The organism is Actinomycetospora sp. NBRC 106378 (genome assembly GCF_030269685.1).
In the GTDB taxonomy this organism is placed as follows: domain Bacteria; phylum Actinomycetota; class Actinomycetes; order Mycobacteriales; family Pseudonocardiaceae; genus Actinomycetospora.
Genome location: NZ_BSTT01000001.1, coordinates 430189 through 455848 on the forward strand (window position 1 = coordinate 430189; position 25660 = coordinate 455848).

A 25660-nucleotide genomic window follows, 5' to 3' on the forward strand; every position below is an offset into this window, starting at 1 on the left:
GATCAGACCCCCTGACCGGCGCGCTGGCGCAGCATCCGGGCCGGCGCGACCTCGTCGAGCGGCAGACCCCGGCGGGCCGCGACGGCCTCGGGGACCTGCAGCGCCTTCAGGGCCGCCACCGTGGCGTGCACGATGTTGATGGCGTTCTGGCTGCCCAGGGACTTGGACAGGATGTCCTGGATCCCCGCGCACTCCAGGACCGCGCGAACCGGGCCACCGGCGATGACGCCGGTACCGGGGCTCGCGGGGCGCAGGAGGACGACGCCGGCGGCGTCCTCGCCCTGCACCGGGTGCGTGATGGTGCCGCCGATGCGCGGGACGCGGAAGAAGTTCTTCTTCGCCTCCTCCACGCCCTTGGCGATCGCGGCCGGCACCTCCTTGGCCTTGCCGTAGCCCACGCCGACCTCGCCGTCGCCGTTGCCGACGATGACGAGCGCGGTGAAGCTGAAGCGACGGCCGCCCTTGACGACCTTGGCCACGCGGTTGATGGCGACGACGCGCTCGAGGTGCGGCGTCCTGTCCTGGGCGCCGCCGCGGCCGCCGCCCTGACGGTCGCGGTCGCGCCCGCCCTGGCCGCCGCCCTCGCGGCGCTGAGTGCCCGGCATCAGGCGTCCTTCCCTTGCGTGTACGTGATGAGGGTGGCCATCAGAACGTCAGGCCTCCCTCGCGGGCCGCGTCGGCGAGCTGCGCGATGCGGCCGTGGTACCGGCGCCCGCCGCGGTCGAACACGACCGCGTCGATCCCGGCGGACTTCGTGCGGGAGGCGACGAGCTCGCCGACCTTGGCGGCCTGCGCCTTCTTGTCGCCCTCGAGCCCGCGGACGTCGGCCTCCATGCTGGAGGCGTGCGCCAGCGTGTGGCCGGCGAGGTCGTCGATGACCTGGGCGGTGATGTGCCGCGAGGACCGGGTGACGACCAGGCGCGGACGCTCCGCCGTGCCCTCGACCTTCTTGCGGAGGCGGGCGTGCCGACGGGCCACACCGGTGCGGCGGGTCTGCGAGACGCTCTTGCCCACGACGACGCGCTTCTTCGCTGCGTTGTTGCTGGTCTCAGCCATCACTTACCCGTCTTCCCGACCTTGCGGCGGATCTGCTCGCCGGCGTACCGGACGCCCTTGCCCTTGTACGGGTCGGGCTTGCGCAGCCGGCGGATGTTCGCGGCGACCTGGCCCACGGCCTGCTTGTCGATGCCCTGCACCGAGAAGCGGGTCGGGTTCTCCACCGCGAAGGTGATGCCATCCGGCGCCTCGATGCGCACCGGGTGGCTGTAGCCGAGTGCGAACTCCAGGGTGCTGCCCTTGAGCTGCACGCGGTAGCCGACCCCGTGGATCTCGAGCTTGCGCTCGTAGCCCTGGGTCACGCCCAGCACGAGGTTGTTCAGCAGCGAGCGCGAGAGGCCGTGCAGGGCACGGTTCTCCCGGTCGTCGTTCGGCCGCGAGACCGACAGCACGCCGTCCTCGAGCGAGACCGAGATCGGACGGTCCACGGTGTGGGTCAGGGTGCCCTTCGGCCCCTTCACCGTGACGTTCTGGCCCTCGACCGCGACGTCCACGCCGGACGGCACGGTGATCGGGGCCCTACCGATGCGAGACATGGTTCGGTTCCCCTCTCCGTTACCAGACGAAGGCGAGGACTTCCCCGCCCATCCGTCGCTGGTGGGCCTGACGGTCGGTCAGCAGACCCGACGACGTCGAGATGATCGCGACGCCGAGGCCACCGAGCACGCGCGGCAGCTCCGTCGACTTCGCGTAGATCCGCAGGCCGGGCTTCGAGATCCGCTTGAGGCCGGCGATGCTGCGCTCACGGTTCGGCCCGTACTTCAGGTCGATGACCAACGACTTGCCGACGGTCGCCGGCTCGTCGCGGTATCCCGCGATGTAGCCCTGCTCGAGCAGGACCTGGGCCACGTGGGCCTTCAGCTTGCTGTGCGGCATGGTCACGCTCTCGTGGAACGCCGAGTTGGCGTTGCGGATGCGCGTGAGCATGTCCGCGATGGGGTCGGTCATCGTCATCGCGACCAGGTCACCTTCCTCGCCGTGGTACCCCGGGTCGTCCGGCGGGCGGACGACCTCGTGGCGGGCCTGCGGCGTCCGGGGCGGGTCAAGTTGTTCGTACGGGGGTGCTCGTCGCCGTCGGCGAGCAGGTGCTCGCGGTGGGCGACGCGCTGGATCAGCTCGAGCAGCTGCGGGTCGATCGCGCGACCCGGCAGCTCCTCCTCCTCGACGGGGACGACGCTCGTGTCGTCGTGCACGGCGCTCACCACGAGGACTTGCTGACGCCCGGGAGCTCGCCCCGGTGCGCCATCTCGCGCAGGCAGACGCGGCAGAGCCCGAACTTGCGGAGCACCGCACGCGCGCGCCCGCAGCGGTTGCAGCGGGTGTAGCCGCGGACCTTGAACTTCGGGGTCGCGGCGGCCTTGTTGACCAGTGCCTTCTTCGCCATGCTCAGTTCTCCCTGAACGGGAAGCCGAGGGCGCGCAGGAGGGCCCGGCCTTCCTCGTCGGTGGTCGCGGAGGTGACCACGGTGATGTCCATCCCCCGCGGCCGGTCGATCGAGTCCTGGTCGATCTCGTGGAACATCGTCTGGTCCGAGAGACCGAACGTGTAGTTGCCCGAGCCGTCGAACTGCTTCGGCGAGAGCCCACGGAAGTCGCGGATGCGCGGCAGGCTGATCGAGACCAGGCGGTCGAGGAACTCCCACATGCGCGCACCGCGCAGCGTGGTCCGCGCACCGATCGGCATGCCCTCGCGGAGCTTGAACTGCGCGATGGACTTGCGGGCCCGACGGATCTCCGGCTTCTGACCGGCGATGAGGGTGAGGTCGCGGACCGCGCCCTCCATCAGCTTCGAGTCGCGCGCGGCCTCGCCGACGCCCATGTTCACGACGACCTTGACGACGCCGGGCACGAGCATCGGGTTCTCGTAGTGGAACTGGTCCGTCAGTTCCTGACGGATCGCGTCCCGGTACCGCTGCTGCAGACGGGGACGAGTCTCGGTGCTCGTCATCAGATGTCCTTCCCGTTGCGGCGCGAGACGCGCACGCGCTTCTGCTCGCCCTCGCCGCCGTCGCGGTAACCGACGCGGGTCGGCTTGCCGTCCGAGTCGACGACCATCACGTTCGAGACGTGGATGGCCGCCTCCTGCGTGACGATCCCGCCGGACTGCGCGCCCCGCTGGTTGGCCGACTGGGCGGTGTGCTTCTTGACGCGGCCCACGCCCTCGACGAGGACCTTGTCGCGGTCCGGGTAGGCCTGGATGACCTTGCCCTTCGCGCCCTTGTCCTTGCCGGCGATGACGAGGACCGTGTCGCCCTTCTTGACCTTCATCTGCTACAGCACCTCCGGCGCGAGCGAGATGATCCGCATGAACCGCTTGTCGCGGAGCTCCCGGCCGACCGGGCCGAAGATGCGGGTGCCGCGCGGCTCGCGGTCGTTCTTGATGATCACCGCGGCGTTCTCGTCGAACTTGATGTACGAACCGTCCGGGCGGCGCTTCTCCTTGACGGTGCGCACCACGACGGCCTTGACGACGTCGCCGCGCTTCACGCCGGACGCCGGGATGGCCTCCTTGACGGTGGCCACGATGACGTCGCCGATGCCCGCGTAACGGCGGGACGAGCCGCCGAGAACACGAATGCACAGGATTTCCCTGGCACCCGTGTTGTCGGCGACCCGGAGTCGCGACTCCTGCTGGATCACTACTTCTCTCCTGACCTTCCCGGCGGCGAGCGCCGGATGGTTTCGACAGCTGGTTCACACGCCCCGGAGGGGTGCTACTTGGCCTTCTCGAGGATCTCGACGAGGCGCCAGCGCTTGGTCGCCGAGAGCGGTCGGGTCTCCATGAGGAGGACGCGGTCGCCCGGGCCGGCGGTGTTGTGCTCGTCGTGCGCCTTGACCTTCTTGGTCCGGCGGATGACCTTCGAGTAGCGCGGGTGCTTCACCCGGTCCTCGAGGCTCACCACGATCGTCTTGGACATCTTGTCCGAGACGACCAGACCCTCGCGGGTCTTGCGGAGGCCGCGGTCGTCGTTCCGCTCCCCCGGCTTCTGCTGGGTGACGGGCGTGGCCGCCGCGTCGTCAGCGGCCTGGCTCATGCCGCACCCTCCTCGTCAGGGGCCGCGGACAGACCGAGCTCACGCTCGCGCATCACCGTGTAGATGCGCGCGATGTCGTGGCGGACGGTCCGCAGCCGGCGGTTGTTGTCGAGCTGTCCGGTCGCCATCTGGAACCGGAGGTTGAACAGCTCGGCCTTCGCCTCGCGGGCACGCGTGACGAGGTCCTCGCTGGACAGCTCACGCAGCTCGCTGGCGGGGGTTCCCGCTGCCATCAGAACGCCTCCTCACGGGTGACGATGCGGCAGCGCATCGGCAGCTTGTGCTGCGCACGACGCAGTGCCTCACGGGCGGTGGCCTCGTTGGGGTAGCTCATCTCGAACATGACCCGGCCCGGCTTCACGTTCGCGACCCACTTCTCCGGCGAGCCCTTACCGGAACCCATGCGGGTCTCGGCGGGCTTCTTGGTGAGCGGGCGGTCCGGGAAGATGTTGATCCAGACCTTGCCGCCACGACGGATGTGGCGGGTGATGGCGATACGGGCCGACTCGATCTGGCGGTTCGTCACGTAGCCGTGCTCGAGCGCCTGGATCCCGTAGTCGCCGAACGACATCTGCGTGCCGCCCTTGGCCGCACCGGACCGGTCCGGCCGGTGCTGCTTGCGGAACTTGACCCTGCGGGGCATGAGCATGGTCAGGCCTCCGATCCGGTCGTCGCGGGCGCGCCCGCGTTCGCGGCCTGCTCGGCGGCGGCGCGCCCGGCCTCGGTGCCCGAGCCGGTCGTGCCGGAGGCACCGGAGCGACGGCCACGGGGACGATCGTTCCCGCCGCCACCGCCACCGCGGCCACCACGGCGGGGCTCACGGGTCGCGGCGTCGAGCGCCGCCTGGCGCTCGGCCTCGCGCTTGCCGCCGACGACGTCGCCCTTGTAGATCCAGACCTTCACACCGATGCGGCCGAAGTTGGTCCGGGCCTCGAACAGGCCGTAGTCGATCTCGGCGCGCAGCGTGTGCAGCGGCACGCGACCCTCGCGGTAGAACTCCGACCGCGACATCTCGGCACCGCCGAGCCGGCCGGAGCACTGGACCCGGATGCCCTTCACGCCCGGCGAGCGCATGGCCGACTGCATGGCCTTGCGCATCGCGCGACGGAACGACACGCGGTTGGACAGCTGCTCGGCGACGCCCTGCGCCACGAGCTGCGCGTCCGCCTCCGCGCCCTTGACCTCGAGGATGTTCAGCTGGACCTGCTTGCCGGTCAGCTTCTCGAGGTTGCCGCGCAGCCGGTCCGCCTCGGCGCCGCGGCGACCGATGACGATGCCCGGGCGGGCGGTGTGGATGTCGACGCGGACCCGGTCCCGGGTCCGCTCGATCTCGACCTTGGAGATGCCGGCCCGCTCCATGCCCTTCGAGAGCATGCGGCGGATCTTGACGTCCTCGGCCACGTAGTCGGCGTACTGCTTGTCGGCGTACCACCGGGACTTCCAGTCCGTGGTGATGCCCAGACGGAACCCGTGCGGGTTGATCTTCTGACCCATCAGCGGGTCCTTCCCTTCGAGCGCCGGCGACCGCCCTTGTCAGCGTCGGTCACCGAGGTGACCTCGACGGTGATGTGGCTGGTGCGCTTGCGGATGCGGTACGCGCGCCCCTGCGCCCGGGGCTGGAACCGCTTCATGGTCGGGCCCTCGTCCACCGTGATCGTCGAGATCACGAGGGTGGCGGGGTCCAGCGCGAAGTTGTTCTCGGCGTTGGCCACCGCGCTCGCCACGAGCTTGGCCACCGGCGTCGCGGCGGCCTGCTCGGCGAACCGCAGCACCGAGGCGGCCTGGCCCACGGGCATGCCGCGGACCAGGTCCACGACACGGCGGACCTTCATCGGCGACATGCGCACGTAGCGCGCCCGAGCCACGGCGCCGCGCGGCGTTCCCGTGTCGGTGTCGGCTGGTGCAGACATCGTTCGTCTACCTTCCTGGTTTCGCGGGTGGTGACCGTCGGTGCTCGCCTAGCGGCGACGCGCCCGCCGGTCCTCCTTGACGTGCCCGCGGAACGTGCGGGTCGGGGCGAACTCGCCGAGCTTGTGCCCGACCATGGCCTCCGAGACGAAGACCGGGACGTGCTTGCGCCCGTCGTGCACGGCCAGCGTGTGGCCGAGCATGTCGGGGATGATCGTCGAGCGGCGCGACCAGGTCTTGATGACCGACTTGCGGTTCGAGTCGTTCAGCGCGTCGATCTTCTTGAGCAGGTGGTCGTCGACGAACGGCCCCTTCTTGACACTGCGTGGCATCGCTGTCTCCCTCCTGCTCTATCGCTTCTTGTTCTTGCCGGTACGCCGACGGCGCACGATCATGCGGTCGCTCTCCTTGCGGCCGCGCGTGCGGCCCTCCGGGGTACCGGCCGGGTTCACCGGGTGGCGCCCACCGGACGTCTTGCCCTCACCACCACCGTGCGGGTGGTCGACCGGGTTCATGGCCACACCGCGCACCGTCGGGCGCTTGCCGCGCCAGCGGTTGCGGCCCGCCTTGCCCCAGTTGATGTTCGAGTGGTCGGAGTTGCCGACCTCGCCGATCGTCGCGCGGCAGCGGACGTCGACGTTGCGGATCTCGCCGGAGGGCATCCGGAGCTGGGCGTAGGGCCCGTCCTTCGCCACCAGCTGCACCCGGGCGCCGGCCGACCGCGCAATCTTCGCGCCGCCACCGGGGCGGAGCTCGATCGCGTGGATCACGGTGCCGGTGGGGATGTTGCGCAGCGGCAGGTTGTTGCCCGGCTTGATGTCGGCGCGGGCCCCGCTCTCCACCGCGTCGCCCTGGTGCAGCCGCTCCGGGGCGACGATGTAGCGCTTCTCGCCGTCCGCGTAGTGGAGCAGGGCGATGCGCGCGCTGCGGTTGGGGTCGTACTCGATGTGAGCGACCTTGGCCGGCACGCCGTCCTTGTCGTTGCGCCGGAAGTCGATCAGCCGGTAGGCCCGCTTGTGGCCGCCGCCCTGGTGCCGGGTCGTGATCCGACCGGTGGCGTTGCGGCCGCCCTTGTTGTGCAGCGGCCGGATGAGCGACTTCTCCGGGTGGTCACGCGTGATCTCGGCGAAGTCCGAGACGCTCGCGCCCCGCCGCCCGGCGGTCGTCGGCTTGTACCTACGGATTCCCATGGTGGTTCGCTAACTCCCTCAGGCCCCGGGCCCGCCGAAGACGTCGATCGTCCGGCTCTCGGGCGTCACGGTGACCACGGCGCGCTTGGTGTCCTTGCGCTTGCCGTAGCCGGTGCGGGAACGCTTGCGCTTCCCCTCACGGTTGAGCGTGTTCACGCTCGCCACCGTCACGTCGAAGATCTGCTGCACGGCGATCTTGATCTGGGTCTTGTTCGCGTCCGGGCGCACCAGGAACGTGTACTGGCGCTCCTCGAGAAGGCCGTAGCTCTTCTCCGAGATCACCGGCGCGATGATGACGTCGCGCGGGTCCGCGATCACTGGTCGACCTCCTCGGCGCGCGCGGTGCGGGCGCTCACGAACGCGTCCAGCGCCGCCGACGTGAAGACCACGTCGTCCGCGCGGAGCACGTCGTAGGTGTTCAGCTGGTCCGGCGTCAGCAGGTGCACCGCCGGCAGGTTCGCGACGCTGCGGCGACCGGCCTCGTCGTCGCGGGCGACGACGGCCAGCACCTTGCGGTGCTCGCGGTCCGGCGTGATGACGCCCTCGAGCGCCGTACGGGCGCCCTTGGTCGACGGCGCGGTGCCGTCCACGAGCGCGGTGAAGACGTGGATCCGCTCGTGGCGGGCCCGGTCGGACAGCGCCCCGCGCAGGGCCGCCGCCTTCATCTTCTTGGGGGTCCGCTGCGCGTAGTCCCGCGGCGTCGGCCCGTGGACCGTGCCACCGCCGGTGAACTGCGGGGCGCGCGTCGAGCCCTGCCGCGCACGGCCGGTGCCCTTCTGGCGGTACGGCTTCTTGCCACCGCCGCGGACCTCGCCGCGCGTCTTCGTGTCGTGCGTCCCCTGGCGGGCCGCGGCGAGCTGCGCGGTGACCACCTGGTGCATCAGCGAGGTGTTCGCCGGCGCGTCGAAGAGCTCACCGGGGAGCTCGACGGTGCCGTCGGTGCCGCCGGTCGGGGTGTGCACCGTGACCGAGCGGGTCTCGCCGGTCGCGGCGGCGGCCTGTGCGTCCCGGCGCGCGCTGCGCCGGGCGTCGCCGGCGGAGAACCCGCGGCGACGGGCGACCTGGAGGGTCGCGGTCGCGGCGGCGGTCGCCGACGAGGTTCCGGCGTCGACCGACTCGCCCGCGTCGGGGCCCTCGGTGTCGCTCACGCCCGGGGTGTGGCCGTCAGGCGTCGTCACTGCTGGTCACCGCCCTTCTTGGCAGCAGAGGTGACGAGGACCAGACCGCCGCGCGGGCCGGGCACGGCGCCGCGGATGAGCAGCAGGCCCGCGTCGGCGTCCACGCCGTGGACGGTCAGGTTCTGCGTCGTGGTCTTGACGTTGCCCATGCGGCCGGCCATGCGCGTGCCCTTGAAGACGCGGGCCGGGGTGGCGCAGCCACCGATGGAGCCCGGCGAGCGGTGCTTGCGCTGCGTGCCGTGGCTGGCGCCGAGGCCGTGGAAGCCGTGGCGCTTCATGACACCCGCGGTGCCCTTGCCCTTGCTGTTCGCCGTGACGTCGATGACCGCACCGGCGGAGAACACCTCGGCGGTGACCTCCTGGCCGACCTCGTAGGACGAGGCGTCGGAGGTGCGGAGCTCGACGAGGTGGCGACGGGGCGTGACGCCGGCCTTCGCGAAGTGGCCGGTCTCCGGCTTGTTCACCTTGCGGGGGTCGATGGCGCCGAACGCGATCTGGACCGCGTTGTAGCCGTCCACGGAAGGGGTCCGCACCTGCGTGACGACGCAGGGGCCCGCCTTCACGACGGTGACGGGGACGACGCGGTTCGACTCGTCGAACACCTGGGTCATGCCGACCTTGGTGCCGAGCACACCGCTCAGGCGGCGCTCGTTGCTGCGGAGAGGATCTGCAGACATGCCGGGCCTCACTGGATGTTGACGTCGACGCTGGCCGGCAGGTCGATGCGCATGAGCGCGTCCACCGTCTTGGGCGTCGGGTCGACGATGTCGATCAGTCGCTTGTGCGTGCGCATCTCGAAGTGCTCGCGCGAGTCCTTGTACTTGTGCGGCGAGCGGATGACGCAGTACACGTTCTTCTCAGTCGGCAACGGCACGGGGCCGACGACGGAGGCACCGGTACGCGTCACGGTCTCGACGATCTTGCGCGCCGACGCATCGATGGCCTCGTGGTCGTAGGCCTTGAGCCTGATGCGGATCTTCTGTCCCGCCATGGTGGCTTGCCGTTCCTCTTCTCGTCCTCGAACGATGCCGCACCGTCTGGTGGCGGTCGTCCCGCACGTCGATCGCGGGACCGTTCCGGTCCACGCGGTCGGGCGTGTCGACGCCACCGGCCGGTGCGCCCCGGACGCTCGTCGCTCCGCGGCCTCAGGCCCGCGCTGTGCGCTGACCCTCGCTGTTCATGGTGTGTCCGTCCTGCGTCCCCTCGCAGAGAGGCTCCGCAACACGGTGGACGACGCCCTGGGGAGACGTCCGGATCGTGCCCGGGTCCGTGTCGGACCCCGCTCACGCCGGGGCGGTCGGCTCGATACCGATTGAGCCGACCGCCCGGGCAAGCAACCTCACCAGTGTCGCACGCGCCCGCAGGCGCCCCGACACCGGGGTGAGGGTCCTACTTGTTGATCTTCGTGACCTGGCCCGCGCCCACGGTCCGGCCACCCTCGCGGATGGCGAACTGGAGGCCCTCCTCCATGGCGATGGGCTGGATCAGCTGGACGGACATCTCGGTGTTGTCACCGGGCATGACCATCTCGGTGCCCTCCGGCAGCGTCACGACACCGGTGACGTCCGTGGTCCGGAAGTAGAACTGCGGGCGGTAGTTGTTGAAGAACGGCGTGTGCCGTCCGCCCTCGTCCTTGCCCAGGATGTACACCTGGCCGTCGAACTCGGTGTGCGGGGTGATCGAGCCCGGCTTGCAGATGACCATGCCGCGCTCGACGTCCTCGCGCTTGATGCCGCGCACGAGCAGACCGACGTTGTCGCCGGCGCGCCCCTCGTCGAGGAGCTTGCGGAACATCTCGATGCCGGTGGCGGTGGTCTTGGTCGACTTCGCGCGGATGCCGACGATCTCCACCTCCTCGTTCACCTTGACGATGCCGCGCTCGACGCGACCGGTGACGACGGTGCCGCGACCGGTGATCGTGAAGACGTCCTCGACGGGCATGAGGAACGGCTTCTCGGTGTCGCGCTCCGGCGAGGGGATGGCCTCGTCGACGGCGTTCATCAGGTTGACGATGGCGTCCGCCCACTCGGCGTCGCCCTCGAGGGCCTTCAGCGCCGAGACGCGGACCACGGGGAGGTCGTCGCCGGGGAAGTCCTGCGAGCTGAGCAGCTCACGGACCTCCATCTCGACGAGCTCCATGATCTCCTCGTCGTCGACCATGTCGGCCTTGTTCAGCGCGACGACGATGTAGGGCACGCCGACCTGGCGGGCGAGCAGCACGTGCTCGCGGGTCTGCGGCATGGGGCCGTCGGTGGCGGCGACCACGAGGATCGCGCCGTCCATCTGCGCGGCACCAGTGATCATGTTCTTCACGTAGTCGGCGTGCCCGGGGCAGTCGACGTGCGCGTAGTGCCGGTTCTCGGTCTGGTACTCGACGTGCGCGATCGAGATCGTGATGCCGCGCTGGCGCTCTTCCGGCGCCTTGTCGATCTGGTCGAACGCGGACGCCTGGTTGAGGTCCGGGTACTTGTCGTGCAGGACCTTGGTGATCGCGGCCGTCAGCGTCGTCTTGCCGTGGTCGATGTGACCGATGGTTCCGATGTTGACGTGCGGCTTGGTCCGCTCGAACTTGGCCTTCGCCACTGCTCTCGTCCTCCTGGACTTTCTGGGTCTGTCGTCGCCGGGTCGGCGGGTGGTACGTCGGTCGTGCGGTCCTCTGGGTGGGCTGACGCCGGGCGGAGGACCCGAGGTGACTCCACGAGGCTAACGGGGACGGATCCCCCGCCTCACCGCGCCCCGTCGTCCCGGTGACCGGGACGACGGGACGCGGACGGGGTCACTCGCCGGTCGCCTTGGCGATGATCTCCTTGGCCACGCTGGCCGGGACCTCGCCGTACGAGTCGAACTGCATGGAGTAGTTCGCCCGGCCCTGGGTCTTCGACCGCAGGTCACCGACGTAGCCGAACATCTCCGAGAGCGGCACCACGGCCTTGACGATCCGGTTGCCGCTGCGCTCCTCCATCGCCTGGATCTGGCCACGGCGGGAGTTCAGGTCGCCGATGACGTCGCCCATGTACTCCTCGGGCGTCGACACCTCGACGGCCATCAGGGGCTCGAGGATGGCCGGGTCCGCCTTGCGGGCCGCCTCCTTGAGCGCCATCGAGCCGGCCACCTTGAACGCCATCTCCGACGAGTCGACCTCGTGGTACTGACCGTCGAGCAGCGTCAGGCGCAGGCCCGTCATCGGGTAGCCGGCCAGCACGCCGTACTGCATGGCGTCCTGGGCACCCGCGTCGACCGACGGGATGTACTCGCGCGGGACGCGACCACCGGTGACCTTGTTGACGAACTCGTAGAGCGCGCCGTCCTCGGACTTCTCCATCGGCTCGAGCGCGATGATGACGCGCGCGAACTGGCCGGAGCCGCCGGTCTGCTTCTTGTGCGTGTACTCGTACTTCTCCACCGGGCGGCGGATGGTCTCGCGGTAGGCCACCTGCGGCTTGCCGATGTTCGCCTCGACCTTGAAGTCGGACTTCATCCGGTTGACCAGGACCTCGAGGTGGAGCTCGCCCATCCCCTTGATGATGGTCTGGCCGGTCTCCTCGTCGCGGGCGACCTGGAAGGTCGGGTCCTCGTCGGTGAGACGCTGGATGGCCGTGGAGAGCTTCTCCTGGTCGGCCTTCGACTTCGGCTCGATCGCGACCTCGATGACCGGGGTCGGGAACACCATCGACTCGAGGATGACCGGGTTCTGCGGGTCGCAGAGCGTGTCGCCCGTCGTGGTGTCCTTGAGCCCGACGACCGCGTAGATGTGCCCGGCCATGGCCTCGTCGACCGGGTTCTCCTTGTTGGAGTGCATCTGGAAGACCTTCCCGATGCGCTCCTTGCGGTCCTTCGTCGAGTTGATCATCTGCGCGCCCGAGGCGATCTTGCCCGAGTAGACGCGGATGTAGGTGAGCTTCCCGTAGAACGGGTGGCTCATGATCTTGAAGGCGAGAGCCGAGAAGGGCTCCTCCGTGGTGGCGTGGCGCACGACGGGGGTCTCGCCGTCGAGCAGCGTCCCCTCGACCGGCTTCACGTCGACCGGCGCCGGCAGGTACGCGATGACGGCGTCGAGCATGGGCTGCACGCCCTTGTTCTTGTACGCCGTGCCGCAGAGCACCGGGTTGTACTCGCTGGTCACCGTCACGGCGCGGATGCCGTGCTCGATGTCCTCGACGGAGATCTCCTCGCCGGCGAAGTAGCGCTCCATGAGCGCCTCGTCGTTCTCGGCGATGGCCTCCATGAGGGCCTCGCGGTACTCGGCCGCCTGCTCGGCGTACTCGGCCGGGATCTCCTCGACGGCGTAGTCCTCGCCCTTGGAGACCTCGCCGCGCCAGGTGAGGGCGCGCATGCGGACCAGGTCGATCACGCCGTAGAAGTCGGACTCGACGCCCATCGGCAGCTGCAGGACCAGCGGCTTCGCGTGCAGGCGGTCCTTGATCGTCTGCACGGTGAAGTAGAAGTCCGCGCCGAGCTTGTCCATCTTGTTGACGAAGCAGATGCGCGGGACGTCGTAGGTGTCGGCCTGCCGCCACACCGTCTCCGACTGGGGCTCGACACCCTCCTTGCCGTCGAACACGGCGACCGCACCGTCGAGGACGCGCAGGTTGCGCTCGACCTCGATCGTGAAGTCGACGTGGCCGGGGGTGTCGATGATGTTGATCTGGTGGTCTTTCCAGAAGGTCGTCGTCGCGGCGGACGTGATCGTGATGCCGCGCTTCTGCTCCTCCTCCATCCAGTCCATCGTGGCCGCGCCGTCGTGGACCTCACCGATCTTGTAGTTGATGCCGGTGTAGTACAGGATGCGCTCGGTCGTGGTGGTCTTGCCCGCGTCGATGTGGGCCATGATCCCGATGTTGCGGACCTTGCCCAGGTCGGTCAGCACGTCGCGTGCCACGGAATTCCTCTTCCTTCTCGGTTCGTCGCCGCGGGTCTGGCGCGGCGGACCTGCGCGACATCGGGCGGTGCCCGGTGGTTCTCACCGGGCACCGGCCCGCGTCACCAGCGGTAGTGCGCGAAGGCCTTGTTCGACTCGGCCATCTTGTGCGTGTCCTCGCGGCGCTTGACGGCCGCACCGAGGCCGTTCGAGGCGTCGAGCAGCTCGTTGGTGAGCCGCTCGACCATCGTCTTCTCGCGACGGGCACGCGCGTAGGTGATGAGCCAGCGCAGCCCGAGCGTGGTCGAGCGGCCGGCGCGCACCTCGATCGGCACCTGGTAGGTCGCGCCACCGACGCGGCGGCTGCGGACCTCGAGGGCGGGCTTGACGTTGTCCAGCGCACGCTTGAGCGTGACGACCGGGTCGGCGCCGTTGCGCTCGCGGCAGCCCTCGAGGGCGCCGTAGACGATGCGCTCGGCGAGCGACCGCTTGCCGTCGACGAGCACCTTGTTCACCAGCTGCGTCACCAGCGGCGCCCCGTACACCGGGTCGGACACCAGCGGACGCTTCGGAGCGGGTCCCTTGCGCGGCATGTCAGCTCTTGTCCTTCTTCGTCCCGTAGCGGCTGCGGGCCTGCTTGCGGTTCTTGACCGCCTGCGTGTCCAGTGCGCCGCGGATGATCTTGTAACGAACGCCCGGCAGGTCCTTCACACGACCGCCACGCACGAGCACGATCGAGTGCTCCTGCAGGTTGTGGCCCTCGCCCGGGATGTACGCGGTGACCTCGATCTGGTTCGAGAGGCGCACGCGCGCGACCTTGCGGAGCGCGGAGTTCGGCTTCTTCGGGGTGGTCGTGTAGACGCGGGTGCAGACACCGCGTCGCTGCGGGCTGCCCTTGAGAGCCGCGGTCTTGGTCTTCTCGACCTTGTCCTCGCGGCCCCGGCGGACCAACTGCTGGATGGTGGGCATTCGTTCCTCTGGCTCGTCCTGCTCGATCTGCGCTGTCTCGTCGGTGTCGGACCCCTGAACGCGGGGACGGGCGTGTCGGCAAGAGCGTCCACGGCCCTCACACTCGACACCGCCGGCGCATCCGGTCGTCGTCGGCGACGACCGGTACCGGGCGCAGCGCAACGACCCGATCGCGTCGGGCACCGATGGCGACGATACCCCCTGCTCGGGGGCCGAGTCGCAGGTGGGTCCGGATCCGCGTCCCGAAGACGCCCTCGACGGACCCTGCGCGCCCTCGAAGACCGGCCAGGGATCTCCATATCGACGACGGCGTCGTACGCGTCGTCGAACGGGCTCGCCGCAGACTACACCAACGGCGCCTCGGTACGGCACAACGCGGTGCGGGGACGCGGCATTCCCCGGAGACGACGACGCCCCCGCCCGGCGGAGCCGGACGGGGGCGCAGGTCGTGCTGGTGACTCAGGTCAGCGGTACTGGCCGAAGTCGTAGTCGTCGAGCGGGACGGCCACGCCGCTGCCGCTGCCGAACACGTCGGGCGAGTAGTACCCGTCGTCGTAGCTCGGCAGGGCGTACGCCGCGGCGCGCGCCTCCTCGGTGGGCTGGACCTGGATGTTCCGGTACCGGTTGATGCCGGTGCCGGCCGGGATCAGCTTGCCGATGATGACGTTCTCCTTCAGCCCCACGAGGCTGTCGGACTTCCCCTCGATCGCGGCGTTGGTCAGGATCCGCGTGGTCTCCTGGAAGGACGCGGCCGAGAGCCACGACTCGGTGGCCAGCGAGGCCTTCGTGATGCCCATCAGCACCGGACGCCCGGCCGCCGGGTCGCCGCCCTCGGCGACGACCTTGCGGTTCTGGCCCTCGAACTCCGCGCGGTCCACGACGCCGCCGGGCAGGAACTCCGTCGCGCCCGAGTCGATGATCGTCACCCGGCGGAGCATCTGCCGGACGATGACCTCGATGTGCTTGTCGTGGATCGACACACCCTGCGAGCGGTAGACCTTCTGGACCTCGTCGACCAGGTGCAGCTGCACCTCGCGGGGGCCCATGACACGCAGGATCTCGTGCGGGTCGGCGGTGCCCTCGAGCAGCTGCTGCCCGACGTCGACGTGGTCGCCGTCCTGCAGCGGGCGCTCGGTGCCGTCGACGGTCAGCGTGGCGAGACGCTGGCGCTTGGACAGCTTGTCGTAGACGACCTCCTCGGACCCGTCGTCCGGGATGAGGGTGATCTTCCAGAACTTCTCGCCGTCCTCGAGCTGCACGCGGCCGTCGACGTCCGCGATGGGCGCCTTGCCCTTCGGGACGCGGGCCTCGAAGACCTCCTGCACACGCGGCAGACCGGTGGTGATGTCCTCGCCGGCCACACCACCCTGCTTGAACGTGCGCATGGTCAGCTGCGTGCCGGGCTCACCGATCGACTGGGCGGCGACGATGCCGACCGCCTCGCCGACGTCGACGAGCTGGCCGGTCGCGAGCGATCGGCCGTAGCACATCGCGCAGACGCCCTGGGCCGAGTCGCAGGTCAGGACGCTGCGGACGCGGACCTTGTCGATCCCGTGGGCGATGAGCGAGTCGATCGCCTGCTGCCCGATGTCGCCGCCCTTGCCCAGCACGACCTCACCGTTCGCGTCGGTGACGTCCGACGCCGCGGTGCGGGTGTAGACGCTGGTGTCGACGTGGACGTCGCGCTGCAGGGTGTCCCCGACGCGCTCGGCGATCGGCATCGGCACGCCGCGCTCGGTCCCGCAGTCCACCTCGCGGACGATGACGTCCTGCGAGACGTCGACGAGACGACGGGTCAGGTAGCCCGAGTCCGCCGTGCGGAGCGCGGTGTCGGCCAGACCCTTGCGCGTGCCGTGGGTCGAGATGAAGTACTCGACCACCGTGAGGCCCTCGCGGTAGTTCGCCTTGATCGGGCGCGGGATGAACTCGCCCTTCGGGTTGGCGACCAGACCCTTGATGCCCGCCAGCTGGCGGATCTGGGTCATGTTGCCGGCCGCGCCCGACTCGACGATCCGGCGGATGGAGTTGTCCTCGGGGAACTGGTCCTCCATCGCCTTCGCCACCTCCTCGGTGGCCTGGCCCCAGATGCGCACCATCTCGTCGTTGCGCTCCTGGTAGGAGAGCGCACCGCGCTGGTAGCGCTTGTTGACCTGCTCGGCCCGCTCCTCGTAACCCTCGAGGATCTGGGCCTTGTTCGCGGGCACGACGACGTCGTCCATGGCGACCGTGACGCCCGAGCGCGTGGCCCAGTGGAAGCCGGCGTCCTTCAGCCGGTCCAGGGTCATCGCGACCTCGGTCATCGAGTAGCGCTCGGCGAGGTCGTTGATGATCGCCGCCTGCCGCTTCTTGGGCAGCAGGTCGTCGACGAAGGGGTAGTCCTCCGGCAGGAGCTCGTTGAAGAGCACCCGGCCCAGCGTGGTGTCCGCGAGCCAGGGGGTGCCCGGCTCGTGGTCCTCGCGGGCCATGCCCGGACCCGGGACGACGTCCCCGGTCAGGCGGATGCGGCAGGGCGCCTGCAGGTGGAGCGTCCCCAGGTCGTAGGCCATGATCGCCTCGGCCGGGGACGAGAACGCCCGCCCCTCGCCCTCGGCGCCCGGACGCTTGGTCGTCAGGTAGTAGAGCCCCGTGACCATGTCCAGACGCGGCATGGCGAGCGGCTTGCCCGACGCCGGCGACAGGATGTTGTTCGCCGACAGCATGAGGATGCGGGCCTCGGCCTGCGCCTCGGCCGACAGCGGCAGGTGGACCGCCATCTGGTCACCGTCGAAGTCGGCGTTGAAGGCCTCGCAGACCAGCGGGTGGAGCTGGATGGCCTTGCCCTCGACCAGCTGCGGCTCGAAGGCCTGGATGCCGAGGCGGTGCAGCGTGGGCGCCCGGTTCAGCATCACCGGGTGCTCGTTGATGACCTCCTCGAGCACGTCCCACACCTGGCCGCGCTGACGCTCCACCATCCGCTTGGCGGACTTGATGTTCTGGGCGTGGTTGAGGTCGACCAGTCGCTTCATGACGAACGGCTTGAACAGCTCGAGCGCCATCTGCTTGGGCAGGCCGCACTGGTGCAGCTTCAGCTGCGGGCCGACCACGATGACCGAACGGCCCGAGTAGTCGACGCGCTTGCCGAGCAGGTTCTGGCGGAACCGGCCCTGCTTGCCCTTGAGCAGGTCGGAGAGGGACTTGAGCGGGCGGTTGCCCGGCCCGGTCACCGGCCGGCCACGGCGGCCGTTGTCGAACAGCGCGTCGACGGCCTCCTGCAGCATCCGCTTCTCGTTGTTGACGATGATCTCGGGCGCGCCGAGGTCGATCAGTCGCTTGAGGCGGTTGTTGCGGTTGATGACGCGGCGGTACAGGTCGTTCAGGTCCGAGGTCGCGAAGCGGCCACCGTCGAGCTGCACCATCGGGCGCAGGTCCGGCGGGATGACCGGGACGCAGTCGAGGACCATGCCGCCGGGACGGTTGCCGGTGGCCTGGAACGCGGCGACGACCTTGAGCCGCTTGAGCGCGCGCAGCTTGCGCTGCCCCTTGCCCGAGCGGATCGTCTCGCGGAGGTTCTCCGCCTCGGCGTCGATGTCGAAGGTGTCCAGCAGCTTCTGGATCGCCTCGGCACCCATGGCACCGGTGAAGTAGTCCGCGTAGCGGTCGTAGAGCTCGCGGTAGAGCGACTCGTCCTGGATGAGCTGCCCGCGGTCGAGCTTGGCGAAGGTGTCCCACACCTCCTGCAGGCGGTCGAGCTCGCGCTGCGCACGGTCGCGCAGCTGACGCATCTCGCGCTCGCCGCCCTCCTTGACCTTGCGGCGCACGTCGGACTTGGCGCCCTCGGCCTCGAGCTCGGCGATGTCGCTCTCGAGCTTCTGCGCGCGGGTCTCGAGGTCGTTGTCGCGCTGCGACTCGAGGCGCTTGCGCTCCCCGGCGATCTCGTTCTCGAGGGTCGACAGGTCGTTGTGGCGCTGCTCCGCGTTCACGTCGGTGATGACGTAGGCCGCGAAGTAGATGATCTTCTCGAGGTCCTTCGGCGCGAGGTCGAGCAGGTAGCCCAGCCGCGACGGGACGCCCTTGAAGTACCAGATGTGCGTGACGGGCGCGGCCAGCTCGATGTGGCCCATCCGCTCACGACGCACCTTGGCGCGGGTCACCTCGACGCCGCAGCGCTCACAGATGATGCCCTTGAAGCGGACACGCTTGTACTTGCCGCAGTAGCACTCCCAGTCCCGCGTCGGACCGAAGATCTTCTCGCAGAAGAGTCCGTCCTTCTCGGGCTTGAGCGTGCGGTAGTTGATGGTCTCGGGCTTCTTGACCTCGCCGAAGGACCACTGCCGGATGTCGTCGGCGGTGGCCAGACCGATCCGGAGCTCGTCGAAGAAGTTGACGTCGAGCAAAGGTTCTCCCCTGGATGGGTGAGCTGATTTCTAGAGGGTCCGCAGGCCCGGGCCGGCGCGGTGGCACCGGCCCGGGCAGCGAGGCATCAGTTGACGACGTCGTCCACGGAGGGCGACTCGTTGCGCGAGAGGTTGATGCCGAGGTTCGCCGCGGCGCGCTCCAGGTCCTCGTCGTCGCCGTCGCGCATCTCGATGGCCGCGCCGTCCGAGGACAGCACCTCCACGTTGAGGCAGAGCGACTGGAGCTCCTTGAGGAGCACCTTGAAGGACTCCGGGATACCGGGCTCGGGGATGTTCTCCCCCTTGACGATCGCCTCGTAGACCTTGACGCGACCGAGCACGTCGTCGGACTTGATCGTCAGCAGCTCCTGCAGCGTGTACGCCGCGCCGTAGGCCTGCATCGCCCAGCACTCCATCTCGCCGAAGCGCTGGCCACCGAACTGCGCCTTACCACCCAGCGGCTGCTGGGTGATCATCGAGTACGGGCCGGTCGACCGGGCGTGGATCTTGTCGTCCACCAGGTGCAGCAGCTTCAGGATGTACATGTAGCCGACCGCGATCTGGTGCGGGTAGGGCTCGCCGGTACGACCGTCGAAGATCTGCGCCTTGCCGTCCTCGCCGACCAGCCGGACGCCGTCACGGTTCGGCAGCGTCGAGCCGAGCAGTCCCGAGATCTCGGTCTGGCGGGCACCGTCGAACACCGGGGTGGCGGTGTTCGTGTCGGGCGCGACGTATCGCATGTCGTCGGGGAGGTTCACGGCCCACTCGGCCGTGTTGTCCGCGTCGACCTCCCAGCCGCTCTTCGCGATCCACCCGAGGTGGGTCTCGAGCACCTGGCCGATGTTCATGCGTCGCGGCACACCGTGGGTGTTCAGGACGATGTCGACCGGGGTCCCGTCGGCGAGGAACGGCATGTCCTCGACCGGCAGGATCTTGCCGATGACGCCCTTGTTCCCGTGGCGGCCGGCGAGCTTGTCGCCCTCGGAGATCTTGCGCTTCTGGGCCACGTAGACGCGGACCAGCTCGTTGACGCCGGGCGGGAGCTCGTCGTCGTCGTCGCGCGAGAACACGCGGATGCCGATGACCTTGCCGGTCTCACCGTGCGGGACCTTGAGCGAGGTGTCGCGGACCTCGCGCGCCTTCTCACCGAAGATCGCGCGGAGCAGGCGCTCCTCCGGGGTCAGCTCGGTCTCGCCCTTGGGCGTGACCTTCCCGACCAGGATGTCGCCGTCGGCGACCTCGGCCCCGATGCGGATGATGCCGCGCTCGTCGAGGTCGGCGAGGACCTCCTCGGAGACGTTCGGGATGTCCCGGGTGATCTCCTCGGCGCCGAGCTTCGTGTCGCGGGCGTCGATCTCGTGCTCCTCGATGTGGATCGAGGTCAGGACGTCGTCCTGCACGAGACGCTGCGACAGGATGATCGCGTCCTCGTAGTTGTGCCCCTCCCACGGCATGATCGCCACGAGCAGGTTCTTGCCCAGGGCCATCTCACCGTCCTCGGTGCACGGCCCGTCGGCGAGGACCTGGCGGGCCTCGACGCGGTCGCCCTCGGAGACGATCGGCTTCTGGTTGATGCACGTGCCCTGGTTCGAGCGCGTGAACTTGTGCAGCCGGTGCGTCGTCCGCTGGCCGTCGTCGTCCATGATCGTGATGTAGTCGGCGCACAGCTCCTCGACCACACCCGGACGGTCCGCGGCGATGACGTCGCCCGCGTCCACCGCGGCGCGCAGCTCCATCCCGGTGCCGACCAGCGGCGACTCGGAACGCAGCAGCGGCACCGACTGACGCTGCATGTTCGCGCCCATGAGGGCGCGGTTGGCGTCGTCGTGCTCGAGGAACGGGATCATCGCCGTCGCGACCGACACCATCTGGCGCGGCGAGACGTCCATGTAGTCGACCCGCGTCGGCGCGATGAGGTCGACGTCGCCGCCCTTGCGGCGGACCAGGATGCGGTCGTCGAGGAAACGGCCGTCCTCGTCGAGCGGCGCGTTGGCCTGCGCGACGACGAAGCGGTCCTCCTCGTCGGCGGTCAGGTAGTCGATCTGGTCGATGACGACCCCGTCGACGACCTTCCGGTACGGCGTCTCGATGAAGCCGAACGGGTTGACCCGCGCGAAGCTCGACAGCGACCCGATCAGGCCGATGTTCGGGCCCTCCGGGGTCTCGATCGGGCACATGCGGCCGTAGTGCGACGGGTGGACGTCGCGGACCTCCATGCCGGCGCGCTCACGCGACAGACCGCCCGGGCCGAGCGCGGAGAGCCGACGCTTGTGCGTCAGGCCCGCGAGCGGGTTGGTCTGGTCCATGAACTGCGAGAGCTGCGAGGTACCGAAGAACTCCTTGATCGCCGCCACGACGGGACGGATGTTGATCAGGGTCTGCGGCGTGATCGCCTCGACGTCCTGGGTCGTCATGCGCTCGCGCACGACGCGCTCCATGCGCGAGAGTCCCACCCGGATCTGGTTCTGGATGAGCTCGCCGACCGTGCGCAGGCGCCGGTTGCCGAAGTGGTCGATGTCGTCGGTCTCGACCGGGATCGTGTCGCCGTTCTCGGCCGCCACCTCGGTCTCCCCCGCGTGCAGGCGCACGAGGTAGGAGATCGTCTGGATGATGTCGTCCTCGGTCAGCGTGCCGGTCGACGGCTCGACGTCGAGGCCCAGCTTCTTGTTGACCTTGTAGCGGCCGACCTTCGCGAGGTCGTAGCGCTTGTCCTTGAAGAACAGGTTCTCCAGGAGCGTCTGCGCCGACTCGCGCGTGGGCGGCTCGCCCGGGCGCAGCTTGCGGTAGATGTCGAGCAGGGCCTCGTCCTGGCCGGCCGTGGCGTCCTTCTCGAGCGTGGCGAGCAGCGTCTCGGAGAAGGAGAACTTCTCCTGGATCTGCTCGGTGGTCCACCCGAGGGCCTTCAGCAGCACGGTGACCGGCTGGCGACGCTTGCGGTCGATGCGGACACCGACCGTGTCGCGCTTGTCGACGTCGAACTCGAGCCACGCCCCGCGGCTCGGGATGATCTTGACGCTGAAGACGTCCTTGTCCGTCGTCTTGTCGACGGTGCGGTCGAAGTACACGCCGGGCGAGCGCACGAGCTGCGAGACGACGACGCGCTCGGTGCCGTTGATGATGAACGTGCCCTTGTCGGTCATCACGGGGAAGTCGCCCATGAAGACCGTCTGGGACTTGATCTCACCGGTGGTGTTGTTGGTGAACTCGGCCGTCACGAAGAGCGGGGCCGAGTAGGTCATGTCCTTGTCCTTGCACTCCTCGACGGAGGCCTTCACCTCGTCGAAGCGCGGGTCGGAGAAGGACAGCGACATCGAACCGGAGAAGTCCTCGATCGGAGAAATCTCCGCGAGGACCTCCTCCAGACCACCGACCGGAGTGTCCTCGCCCGCTTCCACGCGGCGCTCGAACCACTCCTCACTGCCGACCAGCCACTCGAAGGACTTGGTCTGCAGGTCGAGGAGGTCGGGGACCTCCAGCGGCTGGTCGAGCTTGGCGAAGGAGACCCGGAGGGGAGCTCCGGGGAACGACGCGTGGTGGTTCGAGGACCTGGTGGCGCGGGTAACTGCCAAGATGCGTCCTTCCGGAACAACGCTGTCTGACGCTGTCAGTAGCTTTCGTCCGCTCGAGACGCAGCGCAGTGCCCCGGGCGGCCGATCGGCGCGGCCTGTGGGGTACTCACGGGTGACGTGAAGACACGACAAGGCAGCGCGATCCGACAGTCTAGCCACTGGTGGGCGCACGTGTCGAACACCCCCCTACCGTGACGCGCCTGCGGGGGCCGGACCGGGGGTCCGGGCCCGACCACGGGGTCGGACGTCGGGGGTCTCGCGTTGGGAACAGAGTGACCGGTGACCACGCTCGCGTCAAGTCCGACGCGCGCCCGACCGGAGCGCGTCGTGGTCCTCCCGTCGCAGGTCAGAGTGCCCGCACATGACGACGGGCCCGGGAGACGACCCCATCGTGGGGTTCGCCTCCCGGGCCCGTGGCACCGGGGACCGGAGGGTCAGACCGGCTTCAGCTCACTGATCTTCCAGCGCCCGTCCTCCTTGACCACCTGCACGGTGAGCAGGCCGGGGGCGTTCGTGGTCTGACCGTTCGTCGTGCGCTCGGCGGTGAACTGCACCAGCGCCAGGAGGGTGGCGTTGTCCGAGGAGAGCTGCTGGACGCCGATGTTGAGCACGGTCGCCGTCTGGCGCAGCTTCTGGTCCGTCGCCGGCTTCCGGATCGTCTGCTCGAAGACCGACAGGTACTCCGAGGCGAACGAGCCGGTCGCCTGCGACTTCGCCGCGTTCACCGAGTCGTCGAGCTTGGTGAAGTCGTAGGACAGGATCTGCTCGATCGCCTGCCGGGTCTGGCCGACGACCTCGGCCGTCCCGGCGACGTTCACCACCGCCTCGTTGGCGTAGGCAGTGCCCTCGGCCCGGTCGGACCGCGCGGCGACGAAGGCCCAGGTGCCGAGACCGAGGCTCAGGACGAGCACGACGGCGAGCACGGTCATCAGGCGGCGGGGGTTCGCCCCGAGCCCCGCCACGGGGCGCGTGACCGCCGCGGCGATCCGCCCGACGCGGGACCCGCCCCCGGACTCCTCGGCCACCGGCCGGGTCCGCCGGCCCGGCGCGGGACGCTCGAGCAGGGCCGTGCCGCCGCCACGGCGCGGCGACGGCTCCGGTGCGGACGGCGACGGCGTCATGGTCCGGCCGGTCCGACGCGCCTTCGGCGTCGGCCGCGCGGCGGCGCCGCGCTCCTCCGACTCGGTGCCCGTCCCGACGGCGGGCGTCGCGGCGGGCGCGTCACCCTCCGGCTCGGCGTCCGGGGTCGTGGTGTCCGTGGCGCCGTCGACCGGGGCGCCCGAGGGGGCGTCCACGGTCTCGGGCGCGCTCGCGGTGACCGGGGCGTCCCGGGTGGTCGGGTCCTCCGGCTCGGTCTCGACCGGCCGGCCGGACGCGGGGCCCGACTCGGTGCTCACGCCGCGGCGGCCGGGCGCACGCAGGCCGGCGACCTTCGGGCGGCGACCGGCGGGGGTGGTCGTCGTGGTGCTGCGGGTACGGGGCGGCATCGACGCTCCCTCCTCTAGCTCTGGCCCGCGGTCGGGGCGGCCTTGGAGGCCTTCCAGCCGTCCGGCGTGCGCTGCATGTCGACCTGGAACAGCTGCTGCTTCTGCGTGGGCTGCTGGTTGGCGCTGGACGCCGTCACGTTGATCGCGACGATCGCGGAGGCCGTGCCCCGGTCGTCGTCGAAGGCCGTCAGCGAGGCCCCGGCGGGGGTCGCGACGACGGACGCCTGGGCCTTCTTGAGGCTGTCGGCGAACTGCTGGCGGACCTTCTGGTACTCGGAGAGCATCGGGTCGGTCAGCGAGGTCTGGGCGGCCTGCAGGTCGGCGTCGACCGTCTGCGGGCGCACGGTGTTGATGTTGACCACGATCTGCTCCGCGGCGTCCACCGCGACGTCACGGTCGTGGGCCTGGTTCGCGGTCGGGCCGTGCGACCCGATCCACCAGTAGACGCCGGCGGCGACGGCCGCGGCGAGGGCGAGCACCGTCAGGACGGCCAGGACGCGGACGGTCGTGCGCTGCGACGGGGCGCGCACGCCCCGTCGCGTCGACGACGTCCCGTCTGCCTCGGGCTTGTCGAGCGTGTCGGTGGGGGGCAGGGTCCTCAGCTCCTCGGGGTGGGAGGCCCGCCGGTCGTTCGTCAGCCCAGACCCGGGATGACGATCGGCGGGGCACCGCGCCCGGAGTTCGCCAGGACGTCGGCTGGGGACGACGACGTGGCGGAGAACGCGGTGGTCTGGTCTGCATTCTGCGACGAGGCCTGTGACGCCGATGACCCGGGGTTCCCGTTCTGGCGCTGGCCGGGGGCCGGAGCCGGTCGCTGACCGGGCGTGTAGGGCGTCGCGGGCACGGGCGTGATGTTCGGGTACGTCCCGGGCGGCGGGTTCCCGGGCGAGTAGTAGTACTGGTTCGGGTCGCGGACGCCGCCGCGCTTGCTGCCGTCGTCGTTCGGCGTGTGCTGCGCCCCGCGCGGGTCCACCGGCTGGTCCTGGGCACAGAAGACGCGCGTGTCCATGGGGATGAAGGTCTGGTCCGTCGCGGGCCGCCAGCCGGCGTTGGGCTGGAGGTAACCGTCACGGCAGTAGGGCGGGTCCGCGATGTTGAGGACCAGACCGAAGTGCACCCGCCCGTCGCCGGGCACCACGGCGGGCGCCACCGCGGACAGGCCCGGGTAGGTCACGAGCAGCTGCTCCACGCCCGGGAGGCGCGGCTGGATGATCCGCACCGTGGTCAGCACGTTCGCGAGCACGCGCGACAGGTCCGGCCCGGTCTCCCGGATCAGTCCCTCGAGCTGCTGCGCGGCCGGTGGGGCGGCCCGGACCAGCCGACGGAGGTTCGGGTCGTCGGCCTTGAGCTGCGCCGTGAAGAGGTTCAGGTCGCGGCTGAACGACACGATCTGGGGCCCGAGACTCGCCTGCGTGCCCAGCACGACGCGCCCGTCCCGGAGCAGCTGGGTGGTCTGCGGGAGCTGCTGGATCGCCGTCGACACCAGGGCGTTGGAGCTGTCGAGCAGGCGCTGCAGGTCCGGGCCGGTGCGGTCGAAGGCGGTGTAGAGCTCGTCGACCGTGGTGCGGAGCTCGGGGAGCGGGACCGAGGTCGCGAGCGAGTTCAGGTTCGCCAGCAGACCGTCGACGGGTGTGGGGGTGCGCACCCGGTCGACCGGGATGACGGACCCGTCCTCGAGATAGGGCCCGCCGTCGCGCGGCGGCTGCAGGTCGACGTACTGCTCGCCGACCGCCGAGCGGTTGGCGATCACGGCGACGGCCGACGCCGGGACGTCCGGGCTGTCCTTCTCGATCTCGAGGTCGACCTCGAGGCCGGTCGGCGTGATCCGCATGTCGCCGACCTTGCCGATCTCGACGCCGCGGTAGCTCACCGACGCCTTCGGGAAGATGCCGCCGGAGTCCTTCATCTCGACCTTGACCGTGTACGGCCCGAGCCCGATGAGGGAGTCCGCCCCGACGTACCGGAAGGCGATGTAGCCGATCCCGACGACCGAGAGGACGACGAAGAGGATCAGCAGGTTCCGGATCTTCTTCGTCAT

Annotated in this window: 29 protein-coding genes; all 29 read right to left on the minus strand. The window is 69.8% G+C overall.

All coding sequences use genetic code 11. From position 1 onward, the window contains the following. Nucleotides 1-2: 2 nt before the first annotated feature. Nucleotides 3-605, minus strand: coding sequence for a 30S ribosomal protein S5 (gene rpsE / locus QSK00_RS02065; RefSeq protein WP_018330924.1), 603 nt, complete (start codon nucleotides 603-605; stop codon nucleotides 3-5). 40 nt (nucleotides 606-645) lie between these two features. Then, nucleotides 646-1056: a 50S ribosomal protein L18 gene (gene rplR / locus QSK00_RS02070; protein ID WP_285586950.1), complete on the minus strand. Its 411-nt coding sequence runs from the start codon at nucleotides 1054-1056 to the stop codon at nucleotides 646-648. Next, complete coding sequence (rplF, locus tag QSK00_RS02075) at nucleotides 1056-1592, minus strand: 50S ribosomal protein L6 (RefSeq protein ID WP_285586951.1); 537 nt, start codon at nucleotides 1590-1592, stop codon at nucleotides 1056-1058. Before rplF ends, rplR begins: the two co-directional genes overlap by 1 nt. Before the next feature lie 19 nt (nucleotides 1593-1611). Next, nucleotides 1612-2010, minus strand: a complete 399-nt coding sequence (rpsH, locus tag QSK00_RS02080) for a 30S ribosomal protein S8 (RefSeq protein ID WP_285586953.1) — start codon at nucleotides 2008-2010, stop codon at nucleotides 1612-1614. Beyond that, complete coding sequence (locus QSK00_RS02085; RefSeq protein WP_285586956.1) at nucleotides 2007-2258, minus strand: hypothetical protein; 252 nt, start codon at nucleotides 2256-2258, stop codon at nucleotides 2007-2009. Before QSK00_RS02085 ends, rpsH begins: the two co-directional genes overlap by 4 nt. Next, the gene (locus QSK00_RS02090; protein WP_018330919.1) at nucleotides 2255-2440 is read right to left on the minus strand and encodes a type Z 30S ribosomal protein S14; all 186 of its coding nucleotides are present in this window, start codon (nucleotides 2438-2440) and stop codon (nucleotides 2255-2257) included. The genes QSK00_RS02085 and QSK00_RS02090 overlap by 4 nt, the downstream gene beginning before the upstream one ends. Nucleotides 2441-2442: 2 nt before the next feature. Then, entirely contained in the window at nucleotides 2443-3003 is a 561-nt protein-coding gene (rplE, locus tag QSK00_RS02095; protein ID WP_285586957.1) for a 50S ribosomal protein L5, read from the minus strand. Beyond that, nucleotides 3003-3323 (minus strand): 50S ribosomal protein L24, encoded by a 321-nt coding sequence (gene rplX / locus QSK00_RS02100; RefSeq protein ID WP_018330917.1) that lies wholly within the window; start codon nucleotides 3321-3323, stop codon nucleotides 3003-3005. Before rplX ends, rplE begins: the two co-directional genes overlap by 1 nt. Before the next feature lie 3 nt (nucleotides 3324-3326). Then, nucleotides 3327-3695, minus strand: coding sequence for a 50S ribosomal protein L14 (gene rplN / locus QSK00_RS02105; protein WP_018330916.1), 369 nt, complete (start codon nucleotides 3693-3695; stop codon nucleotides 3327-3329). A gap of 74 nt (nucleotides 3696-3769) precedes the next feature. Continuing rightward, on the minus strand, nucleotides 3770-4090 hold the full coding sequence (rpsQ, locus tag QSK00_RS02110; RefSeq protein WP_285586958.1) for a 30S ribosomal protein S17: 321 nt from the start codon (nucleotides 4088-4090) through the stop codon (nucleotides 3770-3772). Continuing rightward, nucleotides 4087-4323 (minus strand): 50S ribosomal protein L29, encoded by a 237-nt coding sequence (rpmC, locus tag QSK00_RS02115; RefSeq protein ID WP_285586959.1) that lies wholly within the window; start codon nucleotides 4321-4323, stop codon nucleotides 4087-4089. Before rpmC ends, rpsQ begins: the two co-directional genes overlap by 4 nt. Then, nucleotides 4323-4739: a 50S ribosomal protein L16 gene (gene rplP / locus QSK00_RS02120; RefSeq protein ID WP_018330913.1), complete on the minus strand. Its 417-nt coding sequence runs from the start codon at nucleotides 4737-4739 to the stop codon at nucleotides 4323-4325. Before rplP ends, rpmC begins: the two co-directional genes overlap by 1 nt. Before the next feature lie 2 nt (nucleotides 4740-4741). Further along, nucleotides 4742-5584: a 30S ribosomal protein S3 gene (rpsC, locus tag QSK00_RS02125; protein ID WP_285586962.1), complete on the minus strand. Its 843-nt coding sequence runs from the start codon at nucleotides 5582-5584 to the stop codon at nucleotides 4742-4744. Continuing rightward, on the minus strand, nucleotides 5584-6000 hold the full coding sequence (gene rplV / locus QSK00_RS02130) for a 50S ribosomal protein L22 (protein ID WP_285586964.1): 417 nt from the start codon (nucleotides 5998-6000) through the stop codon (nucleotides 5584-5586). Before rplV ends, rpsC begins: the two co-directional genes overlap by 1 nt. Nucleotides 6001-6048: 48 nt before the next feature. Then, nucleotides 6049-6330, minus strand: coding sequence for a 30S ribosomal protein S19 (gene rpsS, locus QSK00_RS02135; RefSeq protein ID WP_285586966.1), 282 nt, complete (start codon nucleotides 6328-6330; stop codon nucleotides 6049-6051). An 18-nt stretch (nucleotides 6331-6348) separates the two neighbouring features. Continuing rightward, entirely contained in the window at nucleotides 6349-7188 is an 840-nt protein-coding gene (gene rplB, locus QSK00_RS02140) for a 50S ribosomal protein L2 (RefSeq protein ID WP_018330909.1), read from the minus strand. 18 nt (nucleotides 7189-7206) lie between these two features. After that, nucleotides 7207-7506, minus strand: coding sequence for a 50S ribosomal protein L23 (gene rplW / locus QSK00_RS02145; protein WP_018330908.1), 300 nt, complete (start codon nucleotides 7504-7506; stop codon nucleotides 7207-7209). Next, nucleotides 7503-8150 (minus strand): 50S ribosomal protein L4, encoded by a 648-nt coding sequence (rplD, locus tag QSK00_RS02150; protein WP_285587914.1) that lies wholly within the window; start codon nucleotides 8148-8150, stop codon nucleotides 7503-7505. The genes rplW and rplD overlap by 4 nt, the downstream gene beginning before the upstream one ends. Nucleotides 8151-8362: 212 nt before the next feature. After that, nucleotides 8363-9043, minus strand: coding sequence for a 50S ribosomal protein L3 (rplC, locus tag QSK00_RS02155; RefSeq protein WP_285586969.1), 681 nt, complete (start codon nucleotides 9041-9043; stop codon nucleotides 8363-8365). An 8-nt stretch (nucleotides 9044-9051) separates the two neighbouring features. Then, nucleotides 9052-9357 carry a 30S ribosomal protein S10 gene (gene rpsJ / locus QSK00_RS02160; RefSeq protein WP_018177839.1) on the minus strand — a complete coding sequence of 102 codons (306 nt, stop codon included), beginning with the start codon at nucleotides 9355-9357 and terminating at the stop codon, nucleotides 9052-9054. Nucleotides 9358-9755: 398 nt separating this feature from the next. Further along, nucleotides 9756-10949 (minus strand): elongation factor Tu, encoded by a 1194-nt coding sequence (gene tuf, locus QSK00_RS02165; RefSeq protein ID WP_285586973.1) that lies wholly within the window; start codon nucleotides 10947-10949, stop codon nucleotides 9756-9758. A gap of 193 nt (nucleotides 10950-11142) precedes the next feature. Next, nucleotides 11143-13245: an elongation factor G gene (fusA, locus tag QSK00_RS02170; protein WP_285586975.1), complete on the minus strand. Its 2103-nt coding sequence runs from the start codon at nucleotides 13243-13245 to the stop codon at nucleotides 11143-11145. Between the two features lie 101 nt (nucleotides 13246-13346). After that, a complete protein-coding gene (gene rpsG / locus QSK00_RS02175) occupies nucleotides 13347-13817 on the minus strand; it encodes a 30S ribosomal protein S7 (RefSeq protein WP_230755987.1) in 471 nt (156 codons plus the stop codon). Between the two features lies 1 nt (nucleotide 13818). Next, entirely contained in the window at nucleotides 13819-14193 is a 375-nt protein-coding gene (gene rpsL, locus QSK00_RS02180; RefSeq protein WP_169186790.1) for a 30S ribosomal protein S12, read from the minus strand. A 464-nt stretch (nucleotides 14194-14657) separates the two neighbouring features. Next, a complete protein-coding gene (locus QSK00_RS02185) occupies nucleotides 14658-18566 on the minus strand; it encodes a DNA-directed RNA polymerase subunit beta' (RefSeq protein ID WP_285586978.1) in 3909 nt (1302 codons plus the stop codon). Nucleotides 18567-18652: 86 nt separating this feature from the next. After that, nucleotides 18653-22135, minus strand: coding sequence for a DNA-directed RNA polymerase subunit beta (rpoB, locus tag QSK00_RS02190; protein ID WP_285586979.1), 3483 nt, complete (start codon nucleotides 22133-22135; stop codon nucleotides 18653-18655). Between the two features lie 434 nt (nucleotides 22136-22569). Beyond that, complete coding sequence (locus QSK00_RS02195; protein WP_285586980.1) at nucleotides 22570-23622, minus strand: hypothetical protein; 1053 nt, start codon at nucleotides 23620-23622, stop codon at nucleotides 22570-22572. A 14-nt stretch (nucleotides 23623-23636) separates the two neighbouring features. Next, nucleotides 23637-24152 carry a hypothetical protein gene (locus tag QSK00_RS02200; protein WP_285586982.1) on the minus strand — a complete coding sequence of 172 codons (516 nt, stop codon included), beginning with the start codon at nucleotides 24150-24152 and terminating at the stop codon, nucleotides 23637-23639. A gap of 104 nt (nucleotides 24153-24256) precedes the next feature. Next, entirely contained in the window at nucleotides 24257-25660 is a 1404-nt protein-coding gene (locus tag QSK00_RS02205; protein WP_285586984.1) for an MCE family protein, read from the minus strand.